This window comes from Citrobacter sp. KH_055_1, assembly GCF_057838705.1.
Genome location: NZ_CM174473.1, coordinates 2,986,715 through 3,008,582, shown reverse-complemented (window position 1 = coordinate 3,008,582; position 21,868 = coordinate 2,986,715). Strand labels below are relative to the sequence as shown.

23 protein-coding genes and 1 pseudogene are annotated in these 21,868 nt (G+C 51.4%); 10 read left to right on the top strand and 14 right to left on the bottom strand.

Annotated elements, in window-relative coordinates; translation table 11 throughout:
• Window positions 1-39: 39 nt before the first annotated feature.
• The 5 genes and pseudogenes from AC3ITF_RS14345 to AC3ITF_RS14325 all read right to left on the bottom strand — a co-directional run.
• Window positions 40-183 (bottom strand): annotated as a pseudogene (locus AC3ITF_RS14345) (tyrosine-type recombinase/integrase); the annotation flags it as partial.
• Between the two features lie 383 nt (window positions 184-566).
• The gene (locus tag AC3ITF_RS14340; protein WP_096757627.1) at window positions 567-1,418 is read right to left on the bottom strand and encodes an aldo/keto reductase; all 852 of its coding nucleotides are present in this window, start codon (window positions 1,416-1,418) and stop codon (window positions 567-569) included.
• Between the two features lie 143 nt (window positions 1,419-1,561).
• Window positions 1,562-1,861, bottom strand: coding sequence for a putative quinol monooxygenase (locus AC3ITF_RS14335; RefSeq protein WP_135912282.1), 300 nt, complete (start codon window positions 1,859-1,861; stop codon window positions 1,562-1,564).
• 132 nt (window positions 1,862-1,993) lie between these two features.
• The gene (locus AC3ITF_RS14330; protein WP_135912281.1) at window positions 1,994-2,608 is read right to left on the bottom strand and encodes a LysE family translocator; all 615 of its coding nucleotides are present in this window, start codon (window positions 2,606-2,608) and stop codon (window positions 1,994-1,996) included.
• A 95-nt stretch (window positions 2,609-2,703) separates the two neighbouring features.
• On the bottom strand, window positions 2,704-3,300 hold the full coding sequence (locus AC3ITF_RS14325) for a DUF1989 domain-containing protein (protein ID WP_489175778.1): 597 nt from the start codon (window positions 3,298-3,300) through the stop codon (window positions 2,704-2,706).
• Window positions 3,301-3,504: 204 nt separating this feature from the next.
• Between AC3ITF_RS14325 and AC3ITF_RS14320 the strand changes: the two genes are divergently transcribed.
• Window positions 3,505-3,981, top strand: a complete 477-nt coding sequence (locus AC3ITF_RS14320; RefSeq protein WP_117341740.1) for a glutathione peroxidase — start codon at window positions 3,505-3,507, stop codon at window positions 3,979-3,981.
• A 45-nt stretch (window positions 3,982-4,026) separates the two neighbouring features.
• On the opposite strand, the gene AC3ITF_RS14315 is transcribed toward AC3ITF_RS14320, so the two are convergent.
• Entirely contained in the window at window positions 4,027-5,235 is a 1,209-nt protein-coding gene (locus tag AC3ITF_RS14315; protein ID WP_489175777.1) for a multidrug effflux MFS transporter, read from the bottom strand.
• A gap of 348 nt (window positions 5,236-5,583) precedes the next feature.
• On the opposite strand from AC3ITF_RS14315, the gene AC3ITF_RS14310 reads away from it, so the two are divergent.
• Window positions 5,584-6,420: an alpha/beta fold hydrolase gene (locus AC3ITF_RS14310; RefSeq protein WP_181539809.1), complete on the top strand. Its 837-nt coding sequence runs from the start codon at window positions 5,584-5,586 to the stop codon at window positions 6,418-6,420.
• A 133-nt stretch (window positions 6,421-6,553) separates the two neighbouring features.
• On the opposite strand, the gene AC3ITF_RS14305 is transcribed toward AC3ITF_RS14310, so the two are convergent.
• Window positions 6,554-9,673 (bottom strand): efflux RND transporter permease subunit, encoded by a 3,120-nt coding sequence (locus tag AC3ITF_RS14305; RefSeq protein ID WP_489175776.1) that lies wholly within the window; start codon window positions 9,671-9,673, stop codon window positions 6,554-6,556.
• A gap of 28 nt (window positions 9,674-9,701) precedes the next feature.
• The gene (locus AC3ITF_RS14300) at window positions 9,702-10,859 is read right to left on the bottom strand and encodes an efflux RND transporter periplasmic adaptor subunit (protein WP_489175775.1); all 1,158 of its coding nucleotides are present in this window, start codon (window positions 10,857-10,859) and stop codon (window positions 9,702-9,704) included.
• Window positions 10,860-11,298: 439 nt separating this feature from the next.
• Between AC3ITF_RS14300 and AC3ITF_RS14295 the strand changes: the two genes are divergently transcribed.
• Window positions 11,299-11,658 carry a YcgJ family protein gene (locus AC3ITF_RS14295; protein WP_489175774.1) on the top strand — a complete coding sequence of 120 codons (360 nt, stop codon included), beginning with the start codon at window positions 11,299-11,301 and terminating at the stop codon, window positions 11,656-11,658.
• Window positions 11,659-11,733: 75 nt separating this feature from the next.
• On the opposite strand, the gene cbpM is transcribed toward AC3ITF_RS14295, so the two are convergent.
• From cbpM to dsbA, 3 genes are all read right to left on the bottom strand, one after another.
• Complete coding sequence (gene cbpM / locus AC3ITF_RS14290) at window positions 11,734-12,039, bottom strand: chaperone modulator CbpM (RefSeq protein ID WP_181219356.1); 306 nt, start codon at window positions 12,037-12,039, stop codon at window positions 11,734-11,736.
• Window positions 12,039-12,959 carry a curved DNA-binding protein gene (gene cbpA, locus AC3ITF_RS14285; protein WP_181506005.1) on the bottom strand — a complete coding sequence of 307 codons (921 nt, stop codon included), beginning with the start codon at window positions 12,957-12,959 and terminating at the stop codon, window positions 12,039-12,041. The genes cbpM and cbpA overlap by 1 nt, the downstream gene beginning before the upstream one ends.
• Before the next feature lie 204 nt (window positions 12,960-13,163).
• Window positions 13,164-13,787 carry a thiol:disulfide interchange protein DsbA gene (dsbA, locus tag AC3ITF_RS14280; RefSeq protein WP_115258904.1) on the bottom strand — a complete coding sequence of 208 codons (624 nt, stop codon included), beginning with the start codon at window positions 13,785-13,787 and terminating at the stop codon, window positions 13,164-13,166.
• Window positions 13,788-14,132: 345 nt separating this feature from the next.
• Here dsbA and AC3ITF_RS14275 point away from each other — a divergent pair, with 345 nt between their 5' ends.
• From AC3ITF_RS14275 to agp, 5 genes are all read left to right on the top strand, one after another.
• A complete protein-coding gene (locus AC3ITF_RS14275; RefSeq protein ID WP_146717079.1) occupies window positions 14,133-14,495 on the top strand; it encodes a copper resistance protein in 363 nt (120 codons plus the stop codon).
• Between the two features lie 48 nt (window positions 14,496-14,543).
• On the top strand, window positions 14,544-16,424 hold the full coding sequence (locus AC3ITF_RS14270) for a cytochrome c biogenesis protein CcdA (protein WP_489175773.1): 1,881 nt from the start codon (window positions 14,544-14,546) through the stop codon (window positions 16,422-16,424).
• Window positions 16,421-17,044, top strand: a complete 624-nt coding sequence (locus tag AC3ITF_RS14265; protein WP_489175772.1) for a DsbA family protein — start codon at window positions 16,421-16,423, stop codon at window positions 17,042-17,044. The genes AC3ITF_RS14270 and AC3ITF_RS14265 overlap by 4 nt, the downstream gene beginning before the upstream one ends.
• Window positions 17,034-17,540, top strand: coding sequence for a protein disulfide oxidoreductase (locus tag AC3ITF_RS14260; RefSeq protein WP_489175771.1), 507 nt, complete (start codon window positions 17,034-17,036; stop codon window positions 17,538-17,540). The genes AC3ITF_RS14265 and AC3ITF_RS14260 overlap by 11 nt, the downstream gene beginning before the upstream one ends.
• 143 nt (window positions 17,541-17,683) lie before the next feature.
• Window positions 17,684-18,925, top strand: a complete 1,242-nt coding sequence (gene agp / locus AC3ITF_RS14255; RefSeq protein ID WP_489175770.1) for a bifunctional glucose-1-phosphatase/inositol phosphatase — start codon at window positions 17,684-17,686, stop codon at window positions 18,923-18,925.
• Window positions 18,926-18,972: 47 nt separating this feature from the next.
• On the opposite strand, the gene AC3ITF_RS14250 is transcribed toward agp, so the two are convergent.
• Entirely contained in the window at window positions 18,973-19,200 is a 228-nt protein-coding gene (locus AC3ITF_RS14250) for a YccJ family protein (RefSeq protein ID WP_096757610.1), read from the bottom strand.
• 20 nt (window positions 19,201-19,220) lie between these two features.
• Window positions 19,221-19,817 (bottom strand): NAD(P)H:quinone oxidoreductase, encoded by a 597-nt coding sequence (gene wrbA, locus AC3ITF_RS14245; protein WP_096757609.1) that lies wholly within the window; start codon window positions 19,815-19,817, stop codon window positions 19,221-19,223.
• A gap of 385 nt (window positions 19,818-20,202) precedes the next feature.
• On the opposite strand from wrbA, the gene AC3ITF_RS14240 reads away from it, so the two are divergent.
• A complete protein-coding gene (locus AC3ITF_RS14240; RefSeq protein WP_096757608.1) occupies window positions 20,203-20,376 on the top strand; it encodes a con-10 family general stress protein in 174 nt (57 codons plus the stop codon).
• A gap of 194 nt (window positions 20,377-20,570) precedes the next feature.
• On the top strand, window positions 20,571-21,209 hold the full coding sequence (rutR, locus tag AC3ITF_RS14235) for an HTH-type transcriptional regulator RutR (protein WP_135912268.1): 639 nt from the start codon (window positions 20,571-20,573) through the stop codon (window positions 21,207-21,209).
• Here rutR and AC3ITF_RS14230 read toward each other — a convergent pair.
• Window positions 21,206-21,601: a lysozyme inhibitor LprI family protein gene (locus tag AC3ITF_RS14230; RefSeq protein WP_115259968.1), complete on the bottom strand. Its 396-nt coding sequence runs from the start codon at window positions 21,599-21,601 to the stop codon at window positions 21,206-21,208. The genes rutR and AC3ITF_RS14230 overlap by 4 nt on opposite strands.
• Window positions 21,602-21,868 lie beyond the last annotated feature (267 nt).

Here is a 21,868-nt window from a genome sequence, read left to right as displayed (position 1 = left end):
AGAGCCGGCCTTCTTAATAATCAGCAATTGCTGGATGAATAATGGGCTTAAAAAGCGAAGCACCCATTTGCCGCGGCCACGTTTTGAAGACGGATGAAGTGCCAGTCCTGTCATGCTACCGTGAGGGATAGGTTTATCGCCCGGTTTGATGTTTTTTGCTTTGGTGTCGGTGATTACAGCCATGGGCTTTCCTCTAAATCCAGTATGCCATTCGGTATGCCATTTGTTGTGGCTATCAGTGGATTTGATTGAACAGTTTTGAATAGGGTTTGTAAATAACATATTGATACTAAAGAGATAATTTAATTGCGTTGGATTGAATTAGATGTGAGATAAAAGGTCTATGCTTCCGCCAAATACGAAACCCAAGTCGTTATGCGACTTGGGTTTTTTCGTTTTATTCGGTTCTGGTTGCGGCATTTAACGTGTCAGGCAAACAGATTCAGCGTGTTAGTCATGTAAGCCGTGGCTTAACCCCATGAAACCGAGTCCTGTCGCCAACACGTCGAGCCAGGGTTGACCGAGATAACGTGTTTGCGACAGTAAACCTCTGTTTGTGTCGTGGATTAGACGTCGAGCTTACGGCCAGCAAGCCATTCCACTCTGGCCGGGTCGCGATGGGAAAAGAATGCGCTGGTTGCGGTGTCGATCGCGGTGATGTGCAGCATGTCTTCCGCGCTCAGTTCAAAATCGAGGATGTTGATATTCTCTTCCATACGTTCTTTACGCACCGATTTTGCCAGTGACACGATGCCACGCTGGAAGATCCACCGCAGGACAACCTGACCGACGCTTTTGCCGTATTTCTGGCCTATCGCTGTTAACTCAGGATGCTGGAACAGACCGTTTTTCCCTTCGGCAAACGGGGCCCACGCTTCAGGTTGAATGCCACGACTTTGCATCCACGGCACGGCATGCAGCTGCTGATTGAACGGGTTCACTTCAATCTGATTCACCGCCGGGGTGACCTTATTAAAGGCAATAAGATCGGCCAGTCTGTCGGGATGGAAGTTGCTCACGCCAATAGCACGAATTTTACCTGCCTGTTGCAGCTCTTCCATGGCACGCCATGCGCCGTGGACATCGCCGTAAGGCTGGTGAATCAAATACAGGTCAACATAGTCGAGCTGTAGTCGGTTCAGTGACCGCTCGAACTGGGCCTTCGCACCTTCGTAGTTTGTATCGTGTAACCACAATTTGGTGGTCACAAAAAGCTCATCGCGGGCGACGCCGCTTTGTTTTAGCGCGTTGCCTACCTGAGTTTCATTCAGGTAAGAGGCTGCGGTATCAATCAGGCGATAACCCGTTTCGATGGCGTCAATCACCGCCCGCTCGCACTCGGCGGCATCCGTCATCTGGAATACACCAAAGCCCAACAGGGGCATGTTAATACCGTTATTCAGTGTGACTGTTTGCATGACGTTATCCTTCAACTGTTGTCCCGTAACAGCATAACGCAAACTGATTTATTTGATTAGATGGAGTAATTCACTAAGCTTTATTAGATGGATTCATTAATCTTATGGAACAACGCCGGTCGGCTTCGAGCTGGAAACGGACTTTATCTCTCCGGCTCCACCCGACCATCCATCAGGATATATTGCGCCGCTTTACGTGCGTATTGATCAATCAAAGGAACAAGCCGAGTAAAATGCTCGCTGGCACAGTGTGCATCGAGTGCTGCCCGGTCAGGCCACTCTTCAATGAAAATAAAATGCCCCTGATCCTTTTCATCCCGGTACAAATCATAAGCAATACACAGAGGCTCTTTCTTCGTTGCCGCGATGAGTTCGCGGTATAAAGGGAGAACGTTGTCGACGCATTCAGGTTTGATAAAATCTTCGGCGATGACTTTTAGCATGCGAACTCCTTCATTAAAAATGGTACAAGGTTTTTTACAGATAATGCCAGCCTCAAGGGCCGGTCAGAGCCAGAAACAGACGCTCAGATTTAATAAATCTGCCGACAAATGGCCAGCAGACTTTTTAGGGTATTAGTTGCGTGCAGCGATAGCCGCAGCGGCACCGCCCATAGCAACAGCGCCTATACGATTGGCAAATCTCACCGCTTTAGGAGTCCGTAATAAAACGCGTGCTCTGTGTGCAAGGAACGTCCAGGTCAGATCGATCGCGGCCAATGTCACCAGCGTAATGCTGGCAAGGATTGCCCATTCACTTACACCGGCTTTTGACAAATCGATAAACGACGGAAGAAGAGCCAGGTAGAACACCATTATTTTGGGGTTACCCAACGTTAATGCCATACCCGCGCTAAACATTGACCATGAAGATGTCCGTTGCGGAAGTTCGTCTGTTTTCTCATTCACAGGCTTGCGCCACATTTTAAACGCAAGCCAGCAAAGGTAGGCGATGCTTACCCATTTCAGAATATGAAAACCGAACTGGAATGTTTGCGCGAGGGTAGTTAGCCCGGCCATAGCCATGGAGAGCCAGATCACTTCACCTATCCACATTGCAGCGATGAAAGGTATGACATTTCGCCAGCCATTCGTAATGACCCGTGACACAAGGGCAGCAATACTGGGCCCTGGAACGCCGGCATTAAGAAACAGCGCTCCGGCAAATAAAAAATAAGGAATAAATTCCATCGTTAACCTCAAATAAAAGTGCCCCGAAAGGCTTATTGCACCTGCTGTGTACGTCCTGGAAGTCGGTGATAGCCCAGTCCTAATCTATCAGAATTTCAACCAACGATAATCTGGATACCAGTACAGTGGCCCCCATTGGTCGGGTGGAAATCAACAGAACAGGCAGTAACCACCACATAGAGATCTGTTTCCGCGAGTAATAGCACATTTCCTCCGGGGGGATTGTTCGAAGCCAATACCTCAAGCTTACCGTTAGCCTGCGGTTCTGAGCGTTGGAAAAAATTGACCGGATCGGGAACGATGGGGAGTGATATGTCTGCCGCCTGCAGTGCTCTCAGCATGTTGTCACGACAGTTCGGGTGATCATACAGGCCTGCTCGTTCGTAAAGTCCAGGGTTGCAGGCCGGGAACAGCATATCATGCGGGCATGGTGAGTTATCTTGCACTAATGTGAGTAAGGGTTTGGCTTTTTCACTGTAAAAAGACTCTCCCGGTGCGGGGAATAATCGCTCTGTTATATCTCGCGTCTGAGATGTGCTTAGCCAGTTAATTTCACCAGCGCTGATAGACATTGCCCACAAGTCCGCAACCTGCTGTCCTTCAGGGTCAATAACACTGAATGTTTGACCTTTAGCAACCCAAAAGCCACGACCTTCCTGTGGCGGAATATCTATCTTTATCTGCTCGCTCATTTCCTGACATCCATTCTGATTTCCAGTAACGAAGATTAACAAAATGGCAGTGGCGTAACTAATGAATGATGAGGAAACGGATATTGCTCGTATAATAGGGTGTTAATCAATGGGGAGCCGGATCTCCTCGCCACGACCCGCGACGATTACCCCAGCAGCAACCCGCTGCATGGCAATGTCGACGTCTGCTCTGAGGATCCCGACATGACCACTTTTCATCAACTTACTGCCACCAGCCTGCAGGGTCAGCTCATCTCTATGGCTGACTACGCTGGCAAGCTGGTTCTGGTCGTTAACACTGCCAGCCATTGTGGCTTTACGCCACAATACGCAGGTCTTGAGGTGCTTTACAAGAAGTACGCTGCGCAGGGGCTGGTGGTGCTGGGGTTTCCCTGCAACCAATTTGGTAAGCAGGAACCCGGCGGTGCCGACGAAATCGCTCAGACCTGCCACATCAACTACGGTGTGAGTTTCCCGATGTTCGAGAAAGTGGAGGTCAACGGCGGCGCAACGCATCCGGTATTTCGCTACCTGAAAGACGAATTGCCAGGCGTGCTGGGTGGGCGGATCAAGTGGAACTTCACTAAGTTCCTGATTGGACGTGACGGTAAACCGCTCAAGCGTTTTGCACCGTTCACCACCCCAGCGAAAATAGAAGCCACAATTCTTAAAGCACTGTAAATCTAAGTGTTTTGCCATTCTCTGGGGGAATAGCAGTATCTCGTGCTACTGCGGATTTTTTACCTGAATGCTCAGTGCCATGACGGCACTGGCTGTCGTAAATACCGCAATGACCCAGCTCATTGTCCAAGGTGTGCCATCGCTAAAGAGTGCCAGCAACAGCGAGGAGATGATGCCGCTACCGTATTGCAACGCGCCCATTAGCGCCGATGCGGAACCGGCGACATTCGGCGCGGCGTCCAGTGCACATGCCGTAGACGTCGCGGCGATGATGCCATTCATTGATAAGAACACGAATACGGCTCCGACAATCACGGTGATCCCTCCCGCGCCCAGACCCGTTGTAACAGCCAGCACGATGGCGGCAACGGTAGCGATGAAGACAGCAATCTTAAGTAACGCTTCCAGTGGGTAGCGATAAACCAGGCGTCTGTTGACCGTGCTCACGGCCATCAGTCCCACAATGTTGATGGCAAATAACCAGCCATAATGCTGCGGATCAACGCCGAAGTACGTGATGTACACAAACGGGGAACCGGTGATAAAGGCGTAGGCCGCGATGTAGTAAAACGTCAGGCATAGCGTAAAGCGCATATATCTGGTGTTGGTCAGTAATGCGGAATAATGATGAAAGGCGCTGGAGATGGAAGCCTGGGAACGTTTGTCTTCCGTCAGGGTTTCCGGTAGCCAGAATAGCGACAGCAGCATGAATGTACCGATTATCGCCAGTAACCAGAAAATGGTGTGCCACGAGGTGACCTTAATCATTTGCCCGCCAATCAGAGGACCGGCAATCGGCGCGATAGCCATGATGATCATCAGGGTCGACAGCATTTGTGCTGCGCGAGTACGGCTAAACAGGTCGCGGATCATTGCGCGCGCCAGCATCGGGCCGGTACAGGCACCTAGCGCCTGAAAAACACGCCAGAAGACAATATGTACAATATCCGTTGATAACGCGCAGCCGACTGAACCTATAACGAATAAACTCAAACCAATGAATAGCGGCAGACGCCGCCCATAACGATCGCTAATCGGTCCCCAAATCAGTTGTGCAATGCAAAAACCCATGAGAAAACCGGTGATGGTTAACTCAGCATCGCCGTGTAAATCTTTTGCCATTATGGGCATTGCCGGCAGATAGATATCGGTTGATAAGGAGGTCACGGCCATTAAGGCGCTAAGGATAAGGACAAAGGTAAGACCGGTTTTTTTAGCCGTCGCTGACTGCGTTTGTGCTTGTAGGTTAAGCATGCTGAACCATCTGGATATTGAAAGACAGGACCATGTTAACGGGTTTGTGCTTGCAGATAATGGTCAGCAGGAGGATAGGCGCTATGAGTGGTATTCATTAATAATGTGAAGTTTAATTTTCAGGTAAGTGGATGTTGGCTAATAACGCTTTGTTTTTAACGATTTGTTGATGGCATACGTTATATATCCAGTAAAACCAAAATTAATAGGTTTCTTTTTTGCAACTATACTCACTAAGCCTTACGCAGGTTCATTCACGTTGATGTGTAACATGCTGGTAAGACGTTGCGCGATCAATGTGGTATCAACGATCTTCAGGCGGAATATCCTCTCGAGGGAAATACAACTATGTCATTTGTAAAAACAAAAGATGGTGTAAACATTTTTTATAAAGACTGGGGTGCGAAAGATGCGCAACCTATCGTATTCCATCATGGCTGGCCGCTGAGCGCAGATGACTGGGATAACCAGATGTTATTCTTCCTTCATCACGGTTATCGTGTTATCGCCATCGATCGTCGCGGGCATGGACGTTCAGATCAGGTGAGCGACGGTCATGATATGGACCACTATGCGGCAGACGTGTCGGCTGTGGTGGAGCATCTTGATCTGCATAATGCCGTGCATATTGGTCACTCCACGGGAGGGGGGCAGGTGGCAAGATATGTCGCTCAATACGGACAACCGCAAGGTCGCGTGGCGAAAGCCGTACTGATCAGCGCCGTGCCACCGCTGATGGTTAAGACAGATAATAATCCGGGAGGGACACCGCTCAGCGTTTTCGACGGATTCCGCCAGGCGCTTGCCGCTAATCGCGCGCAGTTTTATCTTGACGTGGCAACCGGGCCTTTTTATGGATTCAATCGGGAAGGGGCGGAGGTATCCAATGGAACTCTTCAAAACTGGTGGCGACAGGGCATGATGGGGAGTGCAAAAGCGCACTACGAAGGAATTAAGGCGTTCTCTGAAACCGATCAGACCGATGATTTAAAAGCCATTACGCTACCCGTTTTGGTGATGCAAGGAGATGATGATCAGGTCGTCCCTTATAAAAATGCAGCGCTGTTGCAGGATAAATTGCTCGTTAACAGCGTTCTGAAGATTTATCCAGGTTATCCGCATGGGATGCATACTACCCATGCCGAGGTGATTAATAACGATCTGTTGCACTTCATTCAGGCCTGAAAATATTCTGAAGTTGCGGTGAATGTTCAGAATATGCATTAAATCATTGTTAATCGATTATTTAAAAACTCTGGGGTTACATTATGTAACCCCAGAGTTTTTATCATATACAGGTATATTATATTTATTTATATCAGCGTGATGTTTTAAATCGCGCTAACGTGTTTTCAACGAGCACAAAGAAGACCGGGACAAAATAAATCGCCAGTACGGTCGCCGCCAGCATGCCCCCGATTACGCCGGTACCGACGGCATTTTGTGCACCAGAACCCGCGCCGTTGCTTATAGCCAGTGGAATTACACCTAAAATGAAGGCCAGTGAGGTCATCAGAATAGGGCGCAGACGCATTTGCGCCGCCTCGACGGCAGCCTCAAGCGGTGTTTTGCCTTCTTTTTGCATAATCTCGACGGCAAACTCAACGATCAGAATGGCGTTTTTAGCCGACAGGCCCATCGTGGTGAGCAGGCCGACCTGGAAGTAAACATCATTGCTCAAACCACGCAGGTCGGTAGCCAGCAACGCACCGGCGATGCCAATGGGCACTACGAGCATCACGGAAAAAGGAATGGACCAGCTTTCATACAGTGCTGCCAGCGCAAGAAAGACTACCACGAGCGAAATGGCATATAGCATGGGGGCCTGGTTGGTGGATAACGCCTCTTGATAAGACAGACCCGTCCACGCGTAGCCGACGCCGGCAGGGAGTTTATTAATCATGGATGCCATAAAGTTCATTGCATCACCGCTGCTTTTCCCGGCAACCGGCTGTCCCAGAATTTCCATCGCAGGTTGCCCGTTGTAACGTTCAAGACGGGGTGAACCATAGGTCCATTCGGTGGTTGAGAAGGCGGAAAGCGGGGTCATAGAGCCGGAGGCGTTGCGCACGTACCAGTGGTTTATATTGCCAGGTAGCATACGGAACGGCGTATCAGCCTGGACATACACTTTTTTAACGCGGCCCTGGTTAAGGAAATCATTGACATAGCGGCTACCAAACGCCGTGGAGAGGGTCTGATTAATATCCGCGAGTGAAACGCCCATGGCCTCAGCTTTTTTTGCGTCAACATTAACATGGAACATCGGTGTGTCTTCCAGCCCGTTAGGACGCACCCCGGCGACCTCTCCGGATGACTGACTGGCCAGCTCCAGCAACTGATTGCGTGCCTGCATCATTTTTTCGTGTCCGAGATTACCGTTATCCAGAAGCTCCATATCAAACCCTGAAGCGGTTCCCAGTTCTGCTACCGCAGGTAAATTGAACGGATAAATCACGGCATTATTAATGGCGCTTAAAGCCACCATTGCCCGTTGAATAATGGCGGTAACTGCATTTTCTTCACCAACACGTTCTGACCATGGCTTCAGGCTGATAAAGGCCAGCCCGTTGTTTTGCCCCTGGCCGCTGAAGCCAAATCCACCAACGGTAAAAACAGACGCGACATTTTTCCGTTCTTTCGTCAGGTAGTAATCTGTTATTTCGTCGAGGACTTTGCGGGTATTGACCATCGTTGAACCTGAAGGCAATTGTGCCGTGGTCATGAATACCCCCTGATCTTCTTCAGGTAAAAAGGAGGTTGGGGTGCGTAAAAACAAGCCAATCATGCCGGCCCCGATCACCAAATAGATGACCATATAACGGCCTGTGCAACGCAAGAGTTTACGCGTGCTGTCCGTGTAGTGCCGGGTGCACTTCTCCATGAAATGATTGAAATGGGTGAACAGAAAATGTGTTCTTGTGTTCTCCTCCTCAGGCGCGGGTTTCAACAGCGTGGCGCAAAGTGCGGGTGTCAGGCTCATCGCCACGAATACCGATAGCGTCATAGAGGAGATCAAGGTGATGGAAAACTGACGGAAGATTTCACCTGTCGCGCCGCTCATAAAGGCCATCGGCATAAATACGGCAGATAACACCACGGCAATACCGACCAGCGCTCTTTGCAACTGGCTCATCGCTTTATGCGCTGCCTCTTTTGGCGGCAATTTTTCTTCGCAAATAATACGCTCAACGTTCTCGACCACTACGATGGCATCATCGACTAAAAGTCCTATTGCCAGCACCATGCCAAACATCGTCAGTGTATTAATCGTAAAACCGGCGACAGACAAGATGGAAAATGTGCCGAGAATAACCACGGGAACTGCGATTGTGGGGATAAGCGTCGCGCGGAAATTTTGCAGAAATAGATACATGACGAGGAAGACCAGGATAATTGCCTCGATCAATGTTTGGAAAACACCCTGAATTGAAATCTTGATAAACGGGGTGGTGTCATAGGGGTAAACGGTCTTCATGCTGGCCGGGAACCAGGCCGATAATTTGTCCAGCTCTTTTTTGACCGCCTGGGATGTTTCCAGGGCATTTGCGCCGGCGGCAAGCTTAATCGCGATCCCGGCGGCAGGTTTGCCGTTATACCGTGCGACCGTCGAATAATTTTCCGCCCCCAGCTCAATTCGCGCAACGTCACGCAACAGAACCTGAGAACCGTCTTGCTGGACTTTCAGAAAGATCTTGCCAAATTCATCGGTACTTTGCAGGCGAGTCTGAACAACGATCGACGCATTCAACTGCTGGTCTGCCGACTGAGGCATCCCCCCCAGTTGTCCCCCCGATATCTGATTATTCTGTATCTTAATTTGCGCAATAACGTCCTGCGGTGTGAGGCTATATTTGTTGAGTTTTTGCGGATCCAACCAAATGCGCATGGCGTATTGTGAACCGAATAATTGCACGCTCCCCACCCCGGCAGTACGACTGAGAGGATCTTTAATGTTTGAGGCAACATAGTCAGCAATATCATATTGGCTCAGGCTGTTGTTATCCGAGATAAAGCCGGCAACCATTAAGATATTGCTACTGGATTTATCCACGCTGACCCCTTGTTGCTGAACCTCCTGCGGCAAGGAGGGCATCGCCAACTGCAGTTTATTCTGCACCTGAACCTGTGCAATATCGGGTGATGTGCCGGTTTTAAACGTCAGGATAATTGACGCATTGCCTGCCGCGTCGCTGGTGGACGACATGTACATCAGGCCATCAAGACCATTCATATTTTGTTCAATCACCTGAGTGACGGAGTCTTCTACGGTCTTTGCGTCTGCGCCAGGGTAGGCGGCGTTAATCGTAATCGTCGGGGGCGCTATTTGCGGATATTGGGCGATCGGCAGGTTCATAATAGCGATCCCCCCGGTAAACATCAGAATAATCGCCAGCACCCAGGCAAAAACCGGGCGCTCAATAAAAAAGTTAGCCATGAAGAAGGTGTCCTTAATACCTGAAATATTACTGTTCGGTTACCGTGTCAGGGCTGTTTGATGGCGAAGAGAGAACCCGGGCTTTCATCCCCGGACGGATTCGTTGTAATCCGGAAACAATAACCCGGTCGCCGGGACGTAATCCTGCGGTCACTAACCATTGGTTACCGACAGCTTTTACTGCGTTGATTTCGCGCAGTTGCACCCTGTTTTTCTGGTCGAGGATCAGGGCAGTCGCCTTTCCCTGCTCGTTATGGGTAACCCCTTGCTGAGGAACCATTAGAACGTTCTGCTGGCGACCTTCATCCAGTAAAGCCGTAACGTACATACCGGGTAAAATCTCGCCGTCAGGATTCGGGAAGATGGCGCGCAGGGTCACGGAGCCAGTGACTTTATCGACGGCGGGATCGGAAAACTGCAGCGCCCCGGTATAGCGGTAGGGTTTGCCATTTTCCAGCATCAATTCAACCGGGATCTGGCCTTTTTCCTGGGCGATTTTTCTACTGGATTTTTCTTCTTTCAGGCGTAAGAAGTCCTGCACCGACTGGGTTAAATCGACGTAAATTGGGTCTAATTGCTGAATGGTGACCAGCGCGCTTTCCTGATTCGCGGTGACCAGTGCGCCAACGGTAACGGAAGACGTGCCGCTAATGCCATCGATAGGCGAGGTGACATTGGCGTAATGAAGGTTAATGGCGGCCTGCTCGACGTCCGCTCTGGCGACGGCAACATTAGCGTCAGCTTCATTAAGCTGTGAACGCGTGGTGTCATAATCCTGACGACTGACGTAATTGGATTTTAATAAAGCTGACTGGCGCTGGAATGTTAAACGTAGATTATTGGTAGTGGACAGCGCTTTTGCCAGAGCGCCTTTGGCCGCATCGAGTTTTGCCTGCAGAGGCGCCGGATCAATTTGGTAGAGCGATTCACCTTTGCTGACTTTATCACCCTCAATAAAATTTCGCTTAATAATTATACCGCTGACCTGCGGTCTGATCTCAGCAATTTCGAACGATACGGCCCTGCCCGGAAGTTCACTTTTAATATCAACGGAAGAGGGTTTCAGAGTAATAATCCCAACTTCGGGTTCTCTGGTGATGTTTTTTTCTGAGGATTGATTGTCACACGCGGTGATAATTGCGACACTAAAAAACAATGGTATCAGCAGTAAGCGTTTTCTGTTCATAGTAATCCCTGAATAATTTTGACGTACACAGTATTTTGCATTGTATGCAGGGGAGGGGTGTCATCGATAAATAGCATGAGGCGATCAGGCATAAGAAGGATAAAGCCTATTTTGGCTAATGATTTAGCAAGTGAATTACAGGTAACAGAGTACGTTATTTAAATTCAGGTTCACCCAATATGTGATGGCGAGTTATACTTGCACTATCGTATTTAAAGCACACGCCGACAGGGCGAATGTCAGGGGCAGAATCATTACGCCTTTTGTTTTGTTCATTTTAATTCCCTGCTAAAAAAGACAGGTTTATAGTAAACCTTTGCACATTATTGTCATCAAGCGCGCAGCTGATTATCTAAAAGTAATATAATTGTAGCTCATGGTTATAGATGGTTTCTGGTGTACAATATTAATCACGTCAGGCGAAGAATATAGGGAGAGTATGATGATAAAAATTGGTAGCCTGCTGGCAGTTGGTATCCTGTCACTGCCCGCGTACGCCGCGACCACCGGACCACACAGCCCTGTCGCGGGCGTACTGTGCGACAAATATATCTGTGCGGATGAGCACGGCTTGTCGGTGGCGCTGACCACGAAGTATGTCGGAAAGAAGCAGGGTGATAAACTGGCAGCGGCCGGACAATTTGACACGACGGCCTTTACCTTCCAGGGCGGCCTGTTCTGCGACACCACTGAGCGTCTGTGCCGGGATGATCGATATTTTGGATCAGACGGTAAACGCAGTGGCAAAGTGAACACCCACTACACGGCGTTGCTGTTCGGCAAGACGGATAAATCCTGACTACACGGGTAAGCGCTGAATTCGTCGCTTACCCGTGGTATTTCACGTTATCAATCGGGCGTTAATCTCAATACGTTATAAATGCGTGACAAAGCGCGACAAACGCTGGCGCAGCAGGTGATTTTCCTGACGCAACTGCGCATTCTCTTCCAGTAACGTGAGCGCAACGGCTATCCCCGGCCAGTCAAGCGCCAGTTCCTGACGTAAACGCAAAGCCCGCCGTACGACGCCTAACGCGCGATCGTCAAACTGCCAGTGGGCGCTTTCATCTTCGCGGGGTTCAATCATCCCCAGGCCGACAATCTCAGTCAGCTCCTCGGTGGAAACGCCGGTATGCAGGCAAAACTCGGTAATGGTAAAGGTGACGGTAACGTTAGCCATTATGCTTTCCCCCACTCTTTGCGTGGATCAAAGGTCTTCTGCGCGTCCGCCAGCTGTTGCCACAAGGCGGCGCTGTTGTCGTCAGGTTTGGGTGGCATCACAATTTTGATCACCGCGTACAGGTCGCCGGTCTGTTTTTTACTCACCAGCCCTTTGCCCTTGATGCGTAATCGTTGTCCGGCCTGGCTGCCAGGTGGGATCGTCAGCAGGATACTCTCTGTGAGTGTTGGCACGGTCACTTTTGTGCCCAGTGCGGCTTCCCATGGGGCAAGGGGCACGACAATTTCCAGGTCCTGATTGATGATATCAAATAGCGGATGCGGCGCGATATGAATCACCAGCCACAAATCACCGTTCGGGCCACCGTTCTCACCGGGCGTGCCCTGGCCTTTCAGCCTGATGCGCTGGCCGTTGCCTACACCTGCTGGAATTTTCACATTCAGCGTTTTGGGGATCTCTCGCTCTACCAGGCCAAACGCATTGTAGACCGGCAGGGAGTAACTGATGGTGCGGCTATGCTCAGCAAGGGTTTCTTCGAGGAACACGGCCACATCGATTTCGATATCGTGCCCACGACGGGCGTGGCGCTGTTGCGACTGGCGAGCGTGTTGACCAAAAATGGAGGAGAAAATATCGTCAAAATCTTCGGCGTTGTAGCTCTGACCTTCACCTTGCTGGAACTGACGGCTGAACTGCGGATCGTTGCGGTGCTGCCACAACTGATCGTATTCGGCACGACGTTGTTCATCGCTTAGGACTTCCCAGGCTTCAGCAACCTCTTTAAAACGTGCTTCGGCGTCGGTTTCTTTGCTGACGTCAGGATGGTATTTGCGGGCGAGTCGACGATAGGCGGTCTTGATGGTTTTGAGATCGTCCGTCGGTTTCACGCCCATGATGGCGTAATAATCCTTTAATTCCATAGTGTTATCTCGTATGAATCAACCCATGAAGAAGGATACCCTCGGGAAAGGCATCACCGTAAGTTTAGGGTAATCCTGAAAAGTGCGAATGCCAACTATGAAAGGGACGGAAAACAGTGGCGCCTGACGGCATGAATCGGACATTGTGCACCACCAACTGTAGCAGAGGGTTTCTGTTGGTGGTGCGTCGTGCAATATTAATGATCAGGATTTGGTAATAAGAAAACGGACCGTCTCTGCGTAGTTCTGCACAAAGGCATTCACGTTATCGGAATTTAATCCTTTCGGGTTAATCATATATTTGCCGTTAATGAAGATAGCCGGTACGCCTTTCAAATCGACGGCTTTGGCCAATTCTTGCTGTTTGGCAGTCAGTGATTTCACTGCAAAGCTATTCCATGCGGCATCATAATCGCTGGCGCTCACGCCTGCCTGGATAAACACGTTGCGAATATCATCAGCGGTTTTAATCGACTGTTTCTTCTGTACGGCATCAAAAAGTAAAGGTTTAACCTTATCTTCTACATTTAACAGCATGGCGACAGACCAGGCGTGCGTCATATCGGCTCCCAGAGGACCTAAAAAGTCGACGTGGTACTCGGTGAGTTTAACATCCTCAGGTAAGGCTTTTTTCACATTATCAGTAACTTCCAGGACCTCATCGTATTGATAGCAAGAGGGGCAGTAGAAGGAGAAAAACTTCAGTGCAGCAGGCGCTGACGGTACGGCTTTTTCCAGCGTGATAAATTCTTTTCCATCGGTAAATGTTGCGGCCTGAGCACTCACGGTAAACAGCAACCCGATCAGCGGGAGTAGATATTTTTTCATTTTCATATACTCTAAATAACATATTATAAACAAAGATGTTTATAATGAACGCGATGTCCATTACGCCATCATTATAATAAAGCATTTATTTTATAATGCGCTGCTCCTTACTTTGATTTACGCATGGATGCTTTTTAATAACGTATTTAAATGTCTGGGTGGATTTTTTGGAGTTATCGGAAATAGCGAAATATTTCCCTCGTTATATTTTACGGTGGCGATTATTTGTTTCCATGACATACACGCAGGGCGAATGAATGTCCTGCACCGACATAACTTTACAGCGTAAAGGTTGCCAAAACCTCGCCAGTAGCTAAGATAACCGCGTCAATCAGTGAGGGTAAAATGGCAAAACGTCAACGGATGGGATGGTGGTTCCTGTGCCTGGCATGTGTCGTAGTGATGGTATGCACTGCGCAGCGCATGGCGGGTCTGCACGCGTTGCAGATGAACACCACTGCCGCAACCGTTGTTGCCAGCGCGCAAATAGAGGCTGATGACGCCTCACCCGTGACCCCTTGCGAACTGAGTGCGAAGTCATTGCTGGCTTCGCCTCCGGTGCTGTTTGAAGGTGCCATTCTGGTGCTTTGCCTGCTTCTGTCGCTACTGGCGCCGGTGCGGGTTTTTCGTCTGCCGTTTTTCCCACCGCGAGCTATCTCGCCGCCCACTCTGCGGGTTCATCTCAGGTTTTGCGTCTTCCGTGAATGACAGAGCAGCCGTTGCTGACTGTTAGATAATTATTCACGGAGAAAAAATATGATGACTGTTTTCAGGCAGGCGCTGCTCTGTCTGTTATTGCTATGGCTGCCCGTATCCTGGGCGGCTGATATCGGCTGGCTGCGCTCAGCCGAGAATGACCATGCCAGTGTGCGGCTGCGTGCCGATACGTCCGCCGAGGGGGAAACCAGGCTGCTGCTGGACGTCAAACTGGAGGATGGCTGGAAAACCTACTGGCGCTCACCGGGCGAGGGCGGCGTCGCGCCGTCTATTGCCTGGAAGGGCGCCATGCCAACCGTGGACTGGTTCTGGCCCACGCCTGCGCGTTTTGAAGTCGCCAACATTACTACCCAGGGCTATCACGATCGGGTGACGTTCCCGATGGTGGTGCGCGGTACGTCACCGGCTACGCTGAACGGCGTTTTGACGCTGTCGACCTGTAGCAACGTTTGTCTGCTGACAGATTATCCCTTTTCTGTGACGCCTTCTGTCCTGGACGCCACCTTTGCCCATGACTATGCACAGGCCATGGGGCAGATCCCACTTGCCAGTGGTCTGACGGATTCTCTGCACGCCGGGGCGCGCGCCGGAGAACTGGTCGTCGAGGCGCAGCGTAAGGGCGGCTGGTCTACACCGGGGTTGTACCTGGATACTGTCGATGAGGCGGACTTTGGCATGCCGACAATGCGCGTGGAGGGTGAAACGCTGCGCGCCACGATCCCGGTGCATGACAGCTGGGGTGAGGGTGCGCCGGATCTGCGCGGTAAATCGCTCACGCTGGTGCTGGCTGATAACGGTGTTGCTCAGGAAAGTCGTCTTGTCATTGGTGACGCGCCGGCAGCAGAAAGCGCGGCGCTCCCGCTGTGGCAGGTGGTGTTGATGGCGCTACTGGGCGGGCTTATCCTCAACCTGATGCCCTGCGTGCTGCCGGTTCTTGGGATGAAGCTGGGTTCAATTTTACTCGTCGAGGAGAAAAACCGTCGCCAGGTTCGCCGCCAGTTTCTGGCTTCGGTGGCCGGGATAGTGGTCTCCTTTATGGCGTTGGCCGCGCTGATGACGGTGCTGCGGATGACCAATCAGGCACTCGGCTGGGGGATCCAGTTCCAGAGTCCGTGGTTTATCGGCGTGATGGTGCTGGTGATGCTGACGTTCAGTGCCAGCCTGTTCGGGCTGTTTGAATTCCGTTTACCTTCAAAGATGACCACTACGCTGGCGACCCACGGTGGCAATGGCCTGGCCGGTCATTTCTGGCAGGGCGCGTTTGCGACGCTGCTTGCTACGCCGTGCAGTGCGCCGTTCCTGGGTACGGCGGTGGCGGTGGCGCTAACGGCTTCACTACCCACGCTGTGGGGGCTGTTTCTGGCTCTAGGGCTGGGAATGAGTTTACCGTGGCTGCTGGTGGCGCTGCGCCCGGGTCTGGCACTGCGTTTACCGCGTCCGGGACGCTGGATGACTATCCTGCGGCGTTTGCTCGGGGTGATGATGCTCGGTTCAGCCATCTGGCTGGCAACGTTGCTGCTCCCGCATCTGGGGTTTACCAGCCAAAGTGCCGCCAAGGAGAGCGTCAATTGGCAGCCGCTTAGCGAACAGGCCATCACGGATGCGCTGGCTCAGCATAAACGTGTTTTCATCGATGTGACCGCCGACTGGTGTATTACCTGTAAGGTCAACAAATTCAACGTCTTGAATAAAGAGCACGTGCAGGCCGCCCTGCAGCAGCCCGATGTGGTGGCACTGCGCGGTGACTGGACGCTGCCCTCTGAAGCAATGACCGAATTTCTAAAAAAACGCGGCCAGGTTGCTGTGCCGTTTAACCAAATTTATGGCCCCGGCATGCCGGAAGGCCAGGCGTTGCCGACGCTGTTAACCCGCGATGCGGTGTTAAACATGCTGGTAGATGCTAAAGGAGTCACGCCATGAAACTGTTGATTGTTCTGCTGTTGTCCCTGTTTTCTGCCGTCAGTGTGGCGCAAGAGCCCGCGCCGTTTACCCCGGAGCAGGAACAGCAAATTGAAGCGTTAATTCAGGAAGCGCTGTTTAACGATCCTGACAGTCCGCGCATTGGCGCGAAGCAGGCAAAACTGACGCTGATTAACTTTACCGATTACAACTGCCCGTACTGCAAGCAGCTGGATCCGATGCTGGAAAAAATTGTGCAAAAGTACCCGGACGTAGCCGTAGTGATTAAACCGCTGCCGTTTAAAGGTGAAAGCTCGGTGCTGTCGGCGCGCACCGCACTGATGACCTGGCGTGAGCACCCGCAGCAGTTCCAGGCGCTACATGAAAAACTGATGCAGAAAAGAGGCTACCATACTGCTGCCAGTATTAAACAGGCACAGGAAAAATCGGCGGCAACCCCGGTAACATTGGATGATAAAAGTATGGAAACGCTGAGCACCAACCTGCAACTGGCGCGGCTGGTAGGTGTGCGCGGTACGCCTGCCACGATCATCGGTGATGAACTGATCCCTGGCGCCGTACCGTGGGAAACGCTGGAAGCCGTGGTCAAAGAAAAGCTGGCGGCGGCCAATGCTCAGTAAACTGCGCCGCTGGCTGCGCGAAGGGCTCATCTTACTGGTGCTGATTGCGGGCGCGATGTTGCTGATGGATGCGTGGCGAGCGCCCACGCTCCCCACCGCTTTTGACAGCACGCCGTTGCAGACGCTGGAGGGTGAAACCGTTACCTTGGCGGCGCTCAGTCAACAAGAACCTGTGCTGCTCTATTTCTGGGCCAGCTGGTGTGGCGTTTGCCGCTTCACCACACCGGACGTTGCCCGGTTGCAGCGGGAAGGTGAGAACGTGATGACCATTGCGTTACGCTCCGGCAGTGAAGCGGAAGTGTCTCGCTGGCTGTCGCGCAAAGGCGTGGATTTTCCGGTCATCAACGACGCCGATGGCGCGCTCTCCCGCAGTTGGGAGGTTAGCGTTACGCCGACGCTGGTAGTGATGTCGCAAGGCCGCGTGGTCTCCACAACCAGCGGCTGGACCAGTTACTGGGGCATGAAATTGCGGCTGTGGTGGGCAAAAACGTTCTGAATATCGTGCCGGGGAAACCCGGCATTTTTTTACAGCTGAGATAAACCCTTAACTACACCTGCATTTTTGCGAAAGCGTTCCCGGAAAAATGTCTTGTTTCTGTCACACTCTGTGGTGATTGATAACAACAAGAGGTCGTAGGGATGAATAAATCACTAATCGCCGCAGCCGTGGCAGGGGTCGTATTACTGTCATCCGCCGCACAGGCGCAGACCGCGCCGGAGGGCTATCAACTCCAGCAAGTATTGATGATGAGCCGACATAACTTACGTGCACCTTTAGCCAATAATGGCAGCGTTCTGGAGCAATCGACGCCGAAGCCGTGGCCACAATGGGATGTGCCGGGCGGTCAACTCACCACCAAAGGCGGGGTGCTGGAAATCTATATGGGCCATTACATGCGTGAATGGCTGGCAGAGCAGGGGATGGTGAAATCCGGTGAATGTCCGGCCCCGGACACGGTGTATACCTACGCCAATAGCCTGCAGCGTACGGTCGCAACGGCGCAGTTCTTTGTGACCGGCGCGTTCCCGGGCTGCGATGTTCCCGTGCACCATCAGGAAAAAATGGGCACCATGGATCCCACCTTCAACCCGGTAATCACTGACGACTCTGCCGCATTTAGTCAGCAGGCCGTGCAGGCGATGGAAAAAGAGCGCAGCAAAATGCAGCTTAGCGACAGCTACCAGTTGCTAGAGCAAATGACAAACTACAAAGACTCACCGTCCTGTAAAGAAAAACAGCAGTGCTCACTGACCGACGCCAAAGACACGTTTACTGCGAAGTACCAACAGGAGCCAGGGGTTTCAGGACCGCTAAAGGTTGGTAACTCGCTGGTGGATGCGTTCACGTTGCAATATTACGAAGGGTTCCCGCTAAATGAGGTGGCCTGGGGTGAGATCAAATCCGATCAACAGTGGAAGGTGCTGTCAAAGCTGAAGAATGGCTATCAGGACAGCCTGTTTACCTCGCCGGCCGTGGCGCAAAATGTGGCCAGGCCGCTGGTGAAATATATCGATAATGCACTGGTGACCGAGCGTACAAAAGCGCCGAAAATTACCGTGTTGGTCGGTCACGACTCCAACATTGCGTCATTACTCACCGCGCTGGATTTCAAACCGTATCAGCTGCATGACCAGAACGAACGCACGCCGATTGGCGGGAAGATTGTCTTCCAGCGCTGGCATGACAGTAATGCTAACCGGGATCTGATGAAAATCGAGTATGTTTATCAAAGCTCGCAGCAGCTGCGTGATGCACAGGTGTTGACGTTGAAATCACCTGCGCAGCGCGTGACGCTGGAACTGAAAGGCTGCCCGATAGATGCGAATGGCTTCTGCCCGATCGATAAATTCGATAGCGTGCTGAATGCGGCGGCAAAGTAGAGTGAAATAACAAGAAACTCCCCCGTGCAGACGGGGGAGTCATGATGCTAGACGTTTTTACGTTCGATAGTCTGTTCACCCCAAAAGAGTGAGTCTTTGTCCGTTTTCTCGAAGGCTTTGATCAGCACCTCGTCGCTGCCTTCTTCCCAAATTTTCTCCGCCAGTTTCTCGTCATAATGGGCGACTTCAAAAATAGCCTCGGCGATTTCCGGCGATGTATTGCGCAGACGCGCCCATTCACCGACGCGATGGGCTTTCGCTTCTTGAGTTGGCATACGAATCCTCCTGTTGCAGATTAGCCGTTGAGTTTTACTGCCAGACCGGCGACATATTCACCCTGATAGCGGGCGATAGACAATTCTTCCTGACTTGGCTGGCGAGAGCCGTCGGCCCCGGCAATGGTGGTCGCGCCGTACGGTGTCCCGCCGCGAACTTGCGAGACGTCAAACAGCTCTTGCGCGGCGTATCCAATAGGAACGATGACCATCCCGTGGTGGGCAAGCGTTGTCCAGGTTGAGGTAATGGTTTGTTCCTGACCGCCGCCGGTTCCTGTTGAGCTAAATACGCTGGCGAGTTTGCCGTACAGGCCGCCAGAAGCCCACAGGCCACCGGTCTGATCCAGGAAGGTACGCATCTGACCGGACATATTGCCAAAGCGGGTAGGGGTGCCGAAAATAATGGCGTCGTAATCAGCCAGTTCTTGCGGGGTCGCGACAGGGGCATTTTGTGTTTTTCCGCCCGCCTTCAGGAAGATCTCAGGCTGCATCGTTTCTGGCACACGCTTAATAATGACTTCCGCGCCATCGACCTTATTTGCACCTTCTGCGACTGCATGGGCCATCGTTTCAATGTGTCCGTACATGGAATAATAAAGCACCAGAACTTTTGCCATTTTACACTACTCCTCGAGTTAACCGTCTGTGTAGCGAATCGCTACCTCTCTTTAAAGATATGACGTACTGCCAGGAGTGCAAATTTCACCATCATTTCTTTGATTTATAACAATTTTAATGGCAGTTCTATTTTGTCGCAAAATGATACATTTTTGAGCAGGTTGGATTTGCTAGTCATAAGAAAGGGTTATTGATTTCCGGCGGTGATTATTCGCCAAATACCGGCAAACCTGTTGCAGAATATTACCGTTAGCCGGTTGTCAGGCCAGTCTTCACTATGCTTAATCCCACGCAGCGAACATAGGGCATTGCCCACAGCTTGCGTGAGGTATCACTCCTCAGTACCTATGCAATATGATGTCTAATCAATGACGGAGGTCAGTAATGGCAAACCATCGAGGCGGTTCCGGCAACTTTGCGGAAGACCGCGAAAGAGCATCAGAAGCAGGTCGAAAAGGTGGCCAGCACAGCGGGGGTAATTTCAAGAATGACCCGCAACGCGCTTCAGAGGCAGGCAAAAAAGGGGGCAAAAATAGCCACGGCAATAACAAAACGTAATTGCCAGGCTGTCTGTTAACTATATCGTGACGTCTGAGCGTTCAACGACAGACGTCGCAAAGCCACCGCCGCCGGATTGTCCGGCGGTTTTTTTGTTTGAAGGATGCACGGTAACTACTTCCCGTGGCCGCTTTAATTTATCCATTCACCGTATGATTTGTTATGCTGACGCCCTCAGAACAAGGGGAGGGCGGATGGCTCAAGGCGCAGAGAAAAAAACAGGTAAACGCTCGCAGGCGGTCAACGCGAAACGCCAGGCCATTTTAACTGCGGCGCTAAATATCTTCTCCCAGTTTGGGATCCACGGAACGCGTCTTGAACAGGTGGCTGAGCAGGCGGGCGTGTCAAAAACCAATCTGCTCTATTATTACCCGTCAAAAGAAGTGCTCTATATTGCCGTGTTACGCCAGATCCTCGACATCTGGTTGGCGCCGCTGAAGGCCTTTCGTGAAGACTTTGCGCCGCTGGTGGCGATCAAAGAATATATCCGCCTCAAACTGGAAGTTTCCCGCGATTACCCGCAGGCATCACGGCTGTTTTGTATGGAGATGCTGGCAGGTGCGCCGCTGCTGATGACCGAGTTGACGGGAGATCTCAAAACGCTGATTGATGAGAAATCCGCGCTGATTGCCGGGTGGGTCAGTAGCGGCAAACTGGCTCCGGTCGATCCGCATCATCTGATTTTTATGATTTGGGCTTCAACCCAGCACTACGCCGACTTTGCTCCACAGGTGGAAGCAGTGACGGGTGCGACACTACGCGATGAAGCCTTTTTTAACCAAACGGTTGAGAACGTCCAGCGGATGATTATCGAAGGGATCCGCGTGCGTTAACCGGCGGGCGGTAACGGGCAGCTTAAATCACCTTCTTCACACTGCAGCAGCGAGGCGAGAAACGCTTCGCGCTCGTGGGTTTTATCGGTCAGACACTGGCTCGCGATCATCGATTGCACGCTGCCGCCTTCCGTACCTGAGCTGATTAACGCGCAGTCAGCATCGCGCAGAGTTATCCACGCGACTTGCGCCTTTTTCAGTAATTCACGTTGAGTGGGCGCTGCACGCTTAAGCGCATTCTGATAGGTATCATTGAGCTTTGCATCCGCCGTTTTAAACTGCTCAGCAGCGCAGGTGTTCATCTCAGTTTGGGTGTTCGCGTTGGTGCAGTCTTCTGCCAGCGCCGGGCTGCTGAGCAGCAGTGCCGCACATGTCAGTACAATTCGTTTCATGCTTCTCTCTGACTCCATAAAAAAGGCCCCGTTACCGGTAATACTGTTCAGTCAACGACTCAGTTTCAGAAAGCATCAACCAGTGTTGGGGAGGTGATGAACATGCTATCTCAGAGAGAGGTTCCGTTCACCTCATGTTCATCGTTTTTCTGAGGCACCGATTCCTGTGAACGTGTAAAGGGCGTTTTCCGCCACGCCCTTTACAATCCCGGCTCCCGGCAGGAAAATTGCCACTTCGTGGTTCCCTCCGCTTATTTCTCCAGGCTA

Bases quoted from the DNA above. Each gene is read 5' to 3' on its own strand.
- cbpA (WP_181506005.1), bottom strand. From the start codon at position 12,959: ATGGAATTAAAGGATTATTACGCCATCATGGGCGTGAAACCGACGGAC.
- AC3ITF_RS14340 (WP_096757627.1), bottom strand. From the start codon at position 1,418: ATGCAAACAGTCACACTGAATAACGGTATTAACATGCCCCTGTTGGGC.
- AC3ITF_RS14300 (WP_489175775.1), bottom strand. From the start codon at position 10,859: ATGAACAGAAAACGCTTACTGCTGATACCATTGTTTTTTAGTGTCGCA.
- AC3ITF_RS14315 (WP_489175777.1), bottom strand. From the start codon at position 5,235: ATGCTTAACCTACAAGCACAAACGCAGTCAGCGACGGCTAAAAAAACC.
- AC3ITF_RS14295 (WP_489175774.1), top strand. From the start codon at position 11,299: ATGATGATAAAAATTGGTAGCCTGCTGGCAGTTGGTATCCTGTCACTG.
- AC3ITF_RS14305 (WP_489175776.1), bottom strand. From the start codon at position 9,673: ATGGCTAACTTTTTTATTGAGCGCCCGGTTTTTGCCTGGGTGCTGGCG.
- AC3ITF_RS14275 (WP_146717079.1), top strand. From the start codon at position 14,133: ATGGCAAAACGTCAACGGATGGGATGGTGGTTCCTGTGCCTGGCATGT.
- AC3ITF_RS14230 (WP_115259968.1), bottom strand. From the start codon at position 21,601: ATGAAACGAATTGTACTGACATGTGCGGCACTGCTGCTCAGCAGCCCG.
- AC3ITF_RS14335 (WP_135912282.1), bottom strand. From the start codon at position 1,861: ATGCTAAAAGTCATCGCCGAAGATTTTATCAAACCTGAATGCGTCGAC.
- AC3ITF_RS14330 (WP_135912281.1), bottom strand. From the start codon at position 2,608: ATGGAATTTATTCCTTATTTTTTATTTGCCGGAGCGCTGTTTCTTAAT.
- AC3ITF_RS14260 (WP_489175771.1), top strand. From the start codon at position 17,034: ATGCTCAGTAAACTGCGCCGCTGGCTGCGCGAAGGGCTCATCTTACTG.
- AC3ITF_RS14240 (WP_096757608.1), top strand. From the start codon at position 20,203: ATGGCAAACCATCGAGGCGGTTCCGGCAACTTTGCGGAAGACCGCGAA.
- cbpM (WP_181219356.1), bottom strand. From the start codon at position 12,039: ATGGCTAACGTTACCGTCACCTTTACCATTACCGAGTTTTGCCTGCAT.
- AC3ITF_RS14265 (WP_489175772.1), top strand. From the start codon at position 16,421: ATGAAACTGTTGATTGTTCTGCTGTTGTCCCTGTTTTCTGCCGTCAGT.
- AC3ITF_RS14310 (WP_181539809.1), top strand. From the start codon at position 5,584: ATGTCATTTGTAAAAACAAAAGATGGTGTAAACATTTTTTATAAAGAC.
- agp (WP_489175770.1), top strand. From the start codon at position 17,684: ATGAATAAATCACTAATCGCCGCAGCCGTGGCAGGGGTCGTATTACTG.
- wrbA (WP_096757609.1), bottom strand. From the start codon at position 19,817: ATGGCAAAAGTTCTGGTGCTTTATTATTCCATGTACGGACACATTGAA.
- AC3ITF_RS14250 (WP_096757610.1), bottom strand. From the start codon at position 19,200: ATGCCAACTCAAGAAGCGAAAGCCCATCGCGTCGGTGAATGGGCGCGT.
- dsbA (WP_115258904.1), bottom strand. From the start codon at position 13,787: ATGAAAAAATATCTACTCCCGCTGATCGGGTTGCTGTTTACCGTGAGT.
- AC3ITF_RS14325 (WP_489175778.1), bottom strand. From the start codon at position 3,300: ATGAGCGAGCAGATAAAGATAGATATTCCGCCACAGGAAGGTCGTGGC.
- AC3ITF_RS14320 (WP_117341740.1), top strand. From the start codon at position 3,505: ATGACCACTTTTCATCAACTTACTGCCACCAGCCTGCAGGGTCAGCTC.
- AC3ITF_RS14270 (WP_489175773.1), top strand. From the start codon at position 14,544: ATGATGACTGTTTTCAGGCAGGCGCTGCTCTGTCTGTTATTGCTATGG.
- rutR (WP_135912268.1), top strand. From the start codon at position 20,571: ATGGCTCAAGGCGCAGAGAAAAAAACAGGTAAACGCTCGCAGGCGGTC.